Annotated in this window: 10 protein-coding genes; 5 read left to right on the plus strand and 5 right to left on the minus strand. The window is 59.0% G+C overall.

Annotation, left to right across the window (positions count from 1 at the left end):
* Positions 1 to 53 precede the first annotated feature (53 nt).
* A complete protein-coding gene (locus Q0908_RS16990; RefSeq protein ID WP_299287294.1) occupies positions 54 to 473 on the minus strand; it encodes a tellurite resistance TerB family protein in 420 nt (139 codons plus the stop codon).
* Between the two features lie 149 nt (positions 474 to 622).
* Here Q0908_RS16990 and Q0908_RS16995 point away from each other — a divergent pair, with 149 nt between their 5' ends.
* Positions 623 to 2200, plus strand: coding sequence for a lysine--tRNA ligase (locus Q0908_RS16995; RefSeq protein WP_299287297.1), 1578 nt, complete (start codon positions 623 to 625; stop codon positions 2198 to 2200).
* Between the two features lie 66 nt (positions 2201 to 2266).
* Positions 2267 to 2668, plus strand: coding sequence for a DUF4864 domain-containing protein (locus Q0908_RS17000; protein ID WP_299287300.1), 402 nt, complete (start codon positions 2267 to 2269; stop codon positions 2666 to 2668).
* Here the strand turns inward: Q0908_RS17000 and Q0908_RS17005 are convergent.
* Positions 2665 to 3174, minus strand: coding sequence for a GNAT family N-acetyltransferase (locus Q0908_RS17005; protein ID WP_299287303.1), 510 nt, complete (start codon positions 3172 to 3174; stop codon positions 2665 to 2667). The genes Q0908_RS17000 and Q0908_RS17005 overlap by 4 nt on opposite strands.
* 5 nt (positions 3175 to 3179) lie before the next feature.
* Positions 3180 to 4493 (minus strand): NAD(P)/FAD-dependent oxidoreductase, encoded by a 1314-nt coding sequence (locus tag Q0908_RS17010; protein WP_299287306.1) that lies wholly within the window; start codon positions 4491 to 4493, stop codon positions 3180 to 3182.
* 276 nt (positions 4494 to 4769) lie between these two features.
* On the opposite strand from Q0908_RS17010, the gene Q0908_RS17015 reads away from it, so the two are divergent.
* Positions 4770 to 7052 (plus strand): glycosyl hydrolase family 28-related protein, encoded by a 2283-nt coding sequence (locus tag Q0908_RS17015; RefSeq protein ID WP_299287309.1) that lies wholly within the window; start codon positions 4770 to 4772, stop codon positions 7050 to 7052.
* 43 nt (positions 7053 to 7095) lie between these two features.
* Here Q0908_RS17015 and Q0908_RS17020 read toward each other — a convergent pair whose 3' ends face one another.
* Positions 7096 to 7749, minus strand: a complete 654-nt coding sequence (locus Q0908_RS17020; RefSeq protein ID WP_299287312.1) for a hypothetical protein — start codon at positions 7747 to 7749, stop codon at positions 7096 to 7098.
* A gap of 107 nt (positions 7750 to 7856) precedes the next feature.
* Here Q0908_RS17020 and Q0908_RS17025 point away from each other — a divergent pair, with 107 nt between their 5' ends.
* Both Q0908_RS17025 and Q0908_RS17030 read left to right on the plus strand, forming a co-directional pair.
* The gene (locus Q0908_RS17025; RefSeq protein ID WP_299287315.1) at positions 7857 to 8327 is read left to right on the plus strand and encodes a DUF427 domain-containing protein; all 471 of its coding nucleotides are present in this window, start codon (positions 7857 to 7859) and stop codon (positions 8325 to 8327) included.
* Positions 8328 to 8400: 73 nt separating this feature from the next.
* Positions 8401 to 8673, plus strand: coding sequence for a zf-TFIIB domain-containing protein (locus Q0908_RS17030; protein ID WP_299287318.1), 273 nt, complete (start codon positions 8401 to 8403; stop codon positions 8671 to 8673).
* Here Q0908_RS17030 and Q0908_RS17035 read toward each other — a convergent pair.
* Positions 8670 to 8969, minus strand: a complete 300-nt coding sequence (locus Q0908_RS17035) for a hypothetical protein (protein ID WP_299287321.1) — start codon at positions 8967 to 8969, stop codon at positions 8670 to 8672. The genes Q0908_RS17030 and Q0908_RS17035 overlap by 4 nt on opposite strands.
* Between the last annotated feature and the right edge of the window lie 49 nt (positions 8970 to 9018).

Below are 9018 nucleotides of genomic sequence, written 5' to 3' on the forward strand. Positions count from 1 at the left end.
GGGTCGCCCGTATCTGAAACAAACGACGAATAAGCCCGCCAACGCCGCGTGCCTTATACCGTCAGATGCCGCGCCCGCGCCCCGCGCTCGATCGCGGCTGCATGCAACCGGTCGATATTCAACTCGTACCGCATTTCTTCGAGCAGGCGCAGTTCGGTTTCTTCTAGCGTTCCGTCCGCTGCCGCCACGTCGCAGGCCAGCGCATAGGCGGTTTCGTTCAGCCGATCCGGCAATGCCTCGCGTACGAGGCCAAACAACGCATCAAGCCCGTCTTCCTGCTCAAACAGGTCGAACACCATCTGCGCCATCGTGTTCATCCGGTCCACATCGTAGCCCGCAAAAACCGGCAACGTGTTCACGGCTGTGTTGATTTTGACCAATTCGGCGGTGCGGATGTCCTCATCCGATGCTGAGATCGCGATCATCAGGGCCACAAGCGCATCCTGCGCGGTGAGTGAGAGGGTCTCTGACATGGCGGTTCCTTTCGCGCGGTTGGTTCCCTCAATATTGACGCTCGCCCTTGCCCGCAATAGGTAGCGGCGGGATCACGTGCGCGGGGCGTGCGGATTCTGACGCGGCTGCGCATTGGGTGCGGCTGACCTATTTTCGGGACACCTCATTCATGTCGAGTTTGCGTGACGCTGCGATGACAAGCAAAGCCTGGCCCTTTGAGGAGGCGCGCAAACTGGTCAAACGCTATGAAAAGGCCCCGCCCGAGAAGGGGTTTGTGCTGTTCGAGACGGGCTATGGCCCCTCGGGCCTGCCCCATATCGGCACTTTTGGTGAGGTCGCGCGGACCACGATGGTGATGCGCGCCTTTCGCGTGCTGTCGGATATCCCGACCAAGCTGATCTGCTTTTCGGACGATCTGGATGGCATGCGCAAGGTGCCGGGCAATGTGCCCAACCCTGATCAGTTGCAGCAATACCTGCAGCGCCCCCTGACCTCGGTGCCGGACCCGTTCGAGCAGTACGAGAGTTTTGGTCACCACAACAACGCCATGTTGCGCCGGTTTCTGGATACATTCGGCTTTGAATACGAGTTCATCTCGGCCACCGAATTTTATGCCTCTGGTCAGTTTGACGAGGTGCTTTTACGTGCCGCTGAGAAATACGACGAGATCATGAAGGTGATGTTGAAGTCGCTGCGCGAAGAGCGTCAGCAGACCTATTCCATCTTTCTGCCGATCCACCCCGAAAGTGGCCGTGTGATGTATGTGCCGATGAAGTCGGTCGATGCGGCGAACGGCACGATCACGTTCGACACTGAGGACGGCGAGGAGATGACCCTGCCTGTCACGGGTGGTGCGGTGAAGTTGCAGTGGAAGCCGGACTTTGGTGCCCGGTGGGCCGCCCTTGGTGTGGACTTCGAGATGTATGGCAAGGATCACTCGACCAACACGCCGATCTATGACCGCATTTGCGAGATCCTTGGTCAGCGCAAGCCCGAGCATTTCACCTATGAGCTGTTTCTGGACGAGAATGGCCACAAGATTTCCAAGACGTCCGGCAATGGCGTGTCCATTGACGAGTGGCTGACCTATGCCAGCGCGGAAAGCCTGTCCTATTTCATGTATCAAAAGCCCAAGACGGCCAAGCGCATGTATTTCGACGTGATCCCCAAGGCGGTGGACGAATATCACCAGCAGCTGCGCGCCTATGCGGGGCAGGATGATGCCGCACGCCTGAACAACCCGGTGTGGCATATCCACGGTGGCGATGTGCCGACGTCGGACATGGTGGTGCCGTTTGCGATGTTGCTGAATCTGGCGTCGGTGTCGTCGGCTGAAACCAAGGACACGCTGTGGGGCTTTATCCAGCGCTATGCGCCAGACACAGGCCCTGAAACGCATCCCGGCGTGGACAAGGCCGTTGGGTTCGCGGTGCGTTACTACAACGACTTTGTGAAGCCCGCGAAGACCTATCGCTTGCCCACCGATGCTGAGCGCGAGGCGCTTGAGGCGTTGCGCGCGGAATTGGCGGCCTATGACGAGCCGCTTGATGACGAGGCGCTGCAGTCGATTGTCTATGCTGTCGGGCGTGATCGGTTCGATCCGCTGCGGGGCTGGTTTACCGCCCTTTACGAGGTGCTGCTGGGTGCGTCACAGGGGCCGCGGTTTGGTGGGTTCATCGCGCTTTATGGTGTGTCCGAAACGGTGGCGTTGATTGATGCCGCTCTTGCGGGTGAATTGACGGGGTAGGGTCGGCAGTATTGCCCACCCTACCGCGCGCGCTAGCTCTTTCATCACAACGAAGGGAGAGCCGCGATGCGCAAGTGGATGATGGGGGCCGCACTGGCCATGTCGATGGCGGGGATTGCCGTCGCTCAAGGCACCGAGATCGAAGCTGTAATCGGCAGTCAGATCGAGGCGTTCGAGGCGGATGATTTCGCCGGTGCTTTCGCCTTTGCCTCGCCCTCGATCCAAGGCATTTTCCGCACACCCGAGAATTTCGGACGCATGGTCACTCAGGGCTATCCGATGGTCTGGCGGCCTGCCGAAGTCACCTATCTGGGGCTGCGCCAAGAAAACGGTGCCTATTGGCAGACCGTGCGCATTGTGGATGGCGACGGGGCGGTGCATTTGCTCGACTACCGGATGCTGGAAACCGAGGATGGCTGGAAAATCAACGGCGTGCAGCTTTTGGATGCGACAGGCGTAAGCGCCTAGCCGAGTTGGCGGGCGTAGACGTTGTTCAGGTACTGCTGGTCGTCGATCACGAAATGGGTTTCGCCGATATGGGTGAAACCGTTTGCCAGATAGAACCCAATGGCCGGGCTATTTTCAGCGTTCGTGGCGAGCCAGACCGACCCTATTTTCTGCCCCTTGCAATGGTTCAGTGCGGTTTGTAGCAATTGTTTCCCGATGCCTGTGCCGTGATGACGCGGCTGAACGTAGAATGTTGAAATCTCAGTGTTTGACGCGCCAGCAACAGGGTCTGGCGTGCCGGGTGTCACGCGGATGAAGCCGTCGATCCCATCCCGGTTTTCGGAGACATAAATGATCTGTTTCGGGTCGGAAATCAGCGATCCCATCTTGGCGGCGGTGAATTCGTGCAACACGTAGTCCGCGAAAAACCCGTTGATACCGTGTTTGAGGTAGGTGCCCAGCCACACCTCTATTGAGAGGGCGGCGAGGCTGGACGCATCCGACATTTGCGCGGTGCGTATGGTCACAAGGATTACCCCACTTTTTCAAGCACCGGTTTGGGCTCGCTGTCGTGCTCTTCATAGAGGGGTCGCAACCCGGTGATCAACCGTGCCCCTTTGGAGAAGGTGAGGTAGGACCAGAACCAACTGAAGGCCACGATGAGGGGCTGGCGCACGCCGATCAGGAAATAGATGTGGGCGATGCCCCAGATCCACCAGGCCACAAACCCCGACATGTGCAGTTTGCCAAAGTCGATGACCGCAGCGTGGCGTCCGATGGTGGCGAGGTTACCGGCATGGGCATAGCGAAACGGGGCGAGGTCAGATTTGCCCTGAACACGACGCGATATCAGCTTGCCCACATATTTGCCGCCCTGTTTGGCGGCGGGCGCAATGCCGGGAACATCAAGTCCGTCTTTCCACGGCGCTTGTGCCGCATCGCCGATCACGAACACCTCGGGGTGGTCCGGCATTGACAGATCCGGCGCCACAGGCACGCGGCCCGTGCGGTCGGTTTCGGCCTTCAACCAGCGCCCGACGTTTTTCACAGCCACGCCCGCGCCCCAGATTTTGCAGGCTGAGGGGATGAAGGTGCCGGGCAGTTGCACGCCCTCTTCGGTAATGTCTTCGACACGGGTGTCGAGCATGATTTCGACGCCCAGTTTTTCCAGTGACTTTTGAGCGCGTTCGGACAGTTTGGGCGGGAAAGCCTTGAGAAGCCGGTCGCCTGCTTCGACCAGGATCACTCGTGCGTCGCGCGAGTTGATCCGATGGAAGTCCGACGCAAGCGCGTGGTTGGCGAGTTCCGCAATCGCGCCTGCCATTTCCACCCCTGTCGGTCCGCCGCCGACCACGATGAAGGTGAGTTGGCGGCGCTGTTCAGCGTCCGAGTTTGACACCTCTGCCCGCTCGAACGCGACCAGCACCTGTTTGCGGATTTCGGTGGCGTCGATGATCCGTTTCAAGCCCGGCGCGTGTTTTTCCCATTCATCCCGCCCGAAATAGGAGTGATGCGCGCCACTTGCGACGATGAGGTAGTCATAGTCGAACCGCCCGTCCTCTCCGACCACTTGTTTGGCCTCAAGATCGATGTCGCGCACCTCGGTCAGGGCGACGCTGACATTTTCCTGTCGGTTGAAGATCCCACGGATCGGCCAGGCCACATCAGCCGGTGACAGATCGGCGGTGGCCACCTGATAGAGCAGGGGCTGAAACAGGTGGTAGTTACGCCGGTCGATCACTTTGACGTCGACGGGTGCTTTGGCCAGCGCTTTGGCGGCAGAGATACCGCCGAAACCGGCGCCTATGATCACGACTTTGGGGCGGGCGTTAGATGATCTGGACATGGTGTTTGGGCCTCGGTGTTTGCAGGTGCAGCATAACCCTAGGCGGTGGTTGACCTAGAGTCATCCACGCTCCGCCCCTTGTGAAAGAGGTGTAACATTCGCTGCGCGTATTCCCGCCGTCTGTTGCGCGCGCTCATGGGGTGCCGTCCGGTGGTGTGAGCGCGCGTTAACTCCTCGTTGATACTTCCCTTGCCCTGACAGGTCGGAGCCCCCGACCCGTGCGGTTTGACTGCGAACACTCGGGCCTGACGGCCCCCGGTTAAAAGGGATGAATGGATGAATAAGGCAATCACTGAGGGCATATTGCTGATGCCGCCCGCCTTTGCGAATGGTCTGGATGTGTGGTCGAGCGGTGATGGAACGCCCGGCTCGGATACATATGAAAACGCGCCAAACGCGGCCTTCGTGCCTGCTGATCAGGATTTTGGTGGCTGCCTTGAAGTGCAAAAAATATCGAACACGACTCGTGTGCGATACATGGGCGAGACCCCTTTGCAGCCGGGGTGCTACATCCGTGTAACTGCGCGCATCAAGGCGATCGCGGGCAGCCTGCCGTCGGTTCGTGTGGCTGCTTATGCTGCACGCGCGAACGGTACAGCAGTGCCCGGAGTCGATCTGACCGCCGACAGCACGACCCTAACGACCTACGGCGATGTGCTGGAAGTGTCGGCCATCATCGGTGCGGGCAATCGAGGCGGCGTTGATCTGGTATGGGGTGTCGACGCGGTCTACGGCCATTTCGGTATTGATCTGACCGGACCGAATGGCGGGGTCGTCCGCATCGACGATATCGAGATCGAAGATGTGACATCTGTTTTTCTGCGTGACTTGTTGGCCTATGTGGATGTGCGCGACTTTGGCGCGATTGGCGACGGGATCACAGATGACAGCGGCGCGTTCGAGGCGGCCGCGGCGGCTGCAAACGGGCGTACGATCCTTGTGCCGCAGGGTACATTTTATCTGGCCAACGATGTCAGTTTTGACGATCCGGCCCGATTTGAAGGGACCGTCACGATGCCCGTCGACAAGATGCTGTTGCTGCGCAAGAACTTTGATCTGCCTGCCTATATTGACGCGTTCGGGGACGAGGCGCTGGCCTTTGGTAAAGCGTTTCAGGCGCTGCTGAACCAGTCCGATCACGAAAGCCTTGATATGCGGGGGCGCCGTGTGGCGGTTAGTGAGCCGTTGGATATGGCCGCCTTTGTGCCCAACCGGCCCGCCTATGCGACTCGCCGGTTGATCCGGAATGGGCAACTTGAGGCGGCAAACGGGGCCTGGGACACGGTTGTCGCCACATCGCCCGCGACCTATTCGGCCTCAAATTCGCGCCGCCTGACCAATGTGACGAACATCGCCAATATTGAGGTCGGCTCGCTGGTTGAGGGCAACGGTGTAGGGCGCGAGATCTATGTTCTGGACAAGAATGTGGGCGCACAGGAGATCACGCTGAATGCGCCGCTCTTCGACGCTGAAGGGACGCAGAATTACACCTTCCGTCGGTTCCAGTATCTGATTGATTTCAGTGGGTTCGAAAACCTCACGAAATTCATCATGGCCGATATCGAGTTTCAGTCGAACAGTCGATGCAGCGGTATCATGCTGGCCCCAAGCGGTCCGGCATTCGAGTTGCAGGATTGCTTTATCACACGCCCCCTCGACCGCGGTGTGACCTCGATCGGTGTGGGGTGTCAGGGGATGTTGATCAGCCGCTGTCAGTTCCTGTCCGCCGAAGAGGCGTTGGATGTGGCTGATCGTGTGAGCATCGGGTTGAACGTCAATTCCAATGATGTGAAAATTCGCGACTGCCGCGCAACACGCTTCCGTCACTTTGCGCTGTTGGCCGGGCAGAACCACCTCATCAGCGGCAACCACTTTTTCCAGGGCGACGGGGTGCCTGACGGCATCCGCACGGCTGGTATGGTGTTCATGGACAATTACACGGGCTGTGTGATGTCGGGCAACTATGTCGATAACTGCTTTATCGAGTGGACGAATGAGCGTGACCCCACCCCTGCCTTTACCGGTGGTTTCTCGTTCAGTTCATTGTCGATCACGGACAACGTGTTCTTGTCAGGCGACGTGCCGCCTTGGTTCAGCTATTTCGTGATCAAGCCCCATGGCGCGGGTCACTTCCTGAACGGGATCACGGTTTCAGGCAACCGGTTCCGGTCGATCAATGGCAATATCGAGCGCGCCGAGCGGGTCGATACCAGTATCGCGGATCTGGACTATGATCGGAACCAGGCAGTTCACTACGTTGGCAATTCCTATCACAACGTGCTGGAGCATGCTGAAAATCCGCTGGTGATCGTCCATACCCAAAATACCAATGCGCGCACCTGGGTGATTGGGACGGACAAGAAGCTGCCATTCCTCAGCTATTGCCAGTTTGTCGACAGCGTCGCGCTGTCCGGGGATCTGCAGAATGCGGCGAATGCCAAAGTCTATGAGGTCCCGATTGGGCGCGGGCGTGTGGGGGCGAACGAAGATCAGTTCTCGCTTGAGTTTCCGACCGAGGTGCGTGGTCAGGTGCGCGCAACCGTTCGCATGGACCGCTGAGTGGGCTCGGGCGAGGGTGTCCGACCTTCGCCCCCCTGCCATTTCAGAACGTGCGCCACAGTCCGAGTTTGAGCGATAGGATACCGTCGTCAGATTCAACGCCGATCTGGAACGATGGCGTCTTTGGCGTTGGTTGCCAGATCAGTGACGGGGCGTATGTGAAGAAATCCCCGAGGTCCGTGCCGGTGTAAAAGACCTGCATCATCACTTTGAAGCGCTCGCTCAGATTGACCCCGACGGTTGTGTCGAGTTTTCGGATATCACTGGCATCCCCTTGAGCCCATTCAACCGCAGCATCAACCGCGAACCACCCGCTGGTTTCACCAAAGGACAGCCCCCGGCCATAGCTGAGGCCGGTCCGCACCATCGGCTCAAAATCCAGCCCAAACGTGCCCCCAAGCCCGATTTCGTAGGCCAGCTTGTATGGCTTGTCGCCGGTGTGGATTGGTAGCCGTGCGAACAGGAATACGGACCCCTCGCCAAGTCGTCCCTGAGGCAGATTGGCATCGCCTTTGAACCCGAGCGTCAGCTTTGGGCGCAGGCCATATTCCGCATAGACCGACCCTTCGGTTTCGCTATTCTCGTCCACGGTACCGCTGAAGGCCAGAAACCCCGTCTTGTGTTCGCGCAGCCATGCCCCAGCATCGGCCGGATATGCCGCAAGGCTCAACATCAGGACAAGGAGGGCGCGGATCACGAGGGCGGCTCCAGTTAAGGTTAACAGAAGATGACTTGGCCCCAGTTTGGTTAATAATCCCTTACGATGCCCTCGGTTTGCTTTCTGTTCGGCTTAGGTCGCCGGGTATGGATTTACCGGTCGAGAATGTTCAAACCTATCCGCGCCCATCCGCGCTTGAACCCGTGCCCAACCGCATACGCGCGCTGTTTGCAGGTGTCTGCGTGGCGGATAGTGTATCCGCCTTACGGGTTCTCGAAACCCATCATGCCCCCACATATTACCTGCCCCGCGCCGACGTTCTTGCACAGCTGACCCCTTCGCCAGGCGGGTCTTTTTGCGAGTGGAAAGGGCGGGCTCAGTACTGGGATTTAGGCGCTGGCAGTGAGACGGCGCAGAGTGCGACCTGGAGTTATCCCTCCCCCAGTGACCGATTTGCGCAACTCAAAGATCACGTGGCCATCTATGCCGGCAAGATGGAGGCGTGCTTTGTTGCCGAGGTACGTGTCATTCCGCAGCCGGGCGATTTTTATGGCGGATGGATGACCGCGAATGTGCAAGGTCAGATCAAGGGCGCGCCCGGCACCCACCACTGCTGATACCCAATTGTGCGGATGTGTGACGCATGGTGCCCTCCTACATATACGCCAAATCTGGAATAGGAGACACGCCATGCAATGCCCCATCGACGGAACCCAACTCGTGATCACGGATCGCAGCGGGGTCGAGATTGACTATTGCCCTCAATGCCGCGGCGTCTGGCTGGATCGCGGCGAGTTGGACAAGATCATTGAGCGGGCTGAGGCCTATGCGACGCCTCCACCTGCGCCCCCGTCGCAACCGCAGGTCAGCCGTGGCTATGACGATCCACGCCAGATGCAGCATCACCGCGGTAAGAAGAAAAATGGGATGGGCAGCCTGTTGGGAGATATTTTCGACTTTTAGGCTGGGGGTGCCTGTGTGCAGTCGCGAAAGTGCTGCACCGGTTCTGCTGCGTCCTCGAGCGATACCGTGACAGCCGCCGTCGCCGTGAAAGCGGTGGCGGTGTTGTTGTGTTGCAGACCGTCGAGCACATTGCCAAAACCGCTATCGGTGACGGTCAGGGTGTTGCCTTGCGTCTGGTGACGCGGGGTCGAGATGGTGTTGGGACGCGGCCCGGCGAATGCCATTGAGAATGCAGGCGCTTGTGGCCATCCCTGATCGCTGGTGACGGTGACCTGCTCCCCTGAAAAGTCCGGCATTTAGAGTTAGCCTGTTCTCCAACTGAGGAGACAGACGATGAAGAGAAGC

This window comes from uncultured Tateyamaria sp. (assembly GCF_947494755.1).
Classification (GTDB): Bacteria; Pseudomonadota; Alphaproteobacteria; order Rhodobacterales; family Rhodobacteraceae; genus Tateyamaria.

What these genes read in the sequence shown, in the direction of transcription:
- Q0908_RS16990 (WP_299287294.1), bottom strand. Translation starts at nt 473, where the DNA reads ATGTCAGAGACCCTCTCACTCACCGCGCAGGATGCGCTTGTGGCCCTG.
- Q0908_RS16995 (WP_299287297.1), top strand. Translation starts at nt 623, where the DNA reads ATGTCGAGTTTGCGTGACGCTGCGATGACAAGCAAAGCCTGGCCCTTT.
- Q0908_RS17000 (WP_299287300.1), top strand. Translation starts at nt 2,267, where the DNA reads ATGCGCAAGTGGATGATGGGGGCCGCACTGGCCATGTCGATGGCGGGG.
- Q0908_RS17010 (WP_299287306.1), bottom strand. Translation starts at nt 4,493, where the DNA reads ATGTCCAGATCATCTAACGCCCGCCCCAAAGTCGTGATCATAGGCGCC.
- Q0908_RS17015 (WP_299287309.1), top strand. Translation starts at nt 4,770, where the DNA reads ATGAATAAGGCAATCACTGAGGGCATATTGCTGATGCCGCCCGCCTTT.
- Q0908_RS17025 (WP_299287315.1), top strand. Translation starts at nt 7,857, where the DNA reads ATGGATTTACCGGTCGAGAATGTTCAAACCTATCCGCGCCCATCCGCG.
- Q0908_RS17030 (WP_299287318.1), top strand. Translation starts at nt 8,401, where the DNA reads ATGCAATGCCCCATCGACGGAACCCAACTCGTGATCACGGATCGCAGC.
- Q0908_RS17035 (WP_299287321.1), bottom strand. Translation starts at nt 8,969, where the DNA reads ATGCCGGACTTTTCAGGGGAGCAGGTCACCGTCACCAGCGATCAGGGA.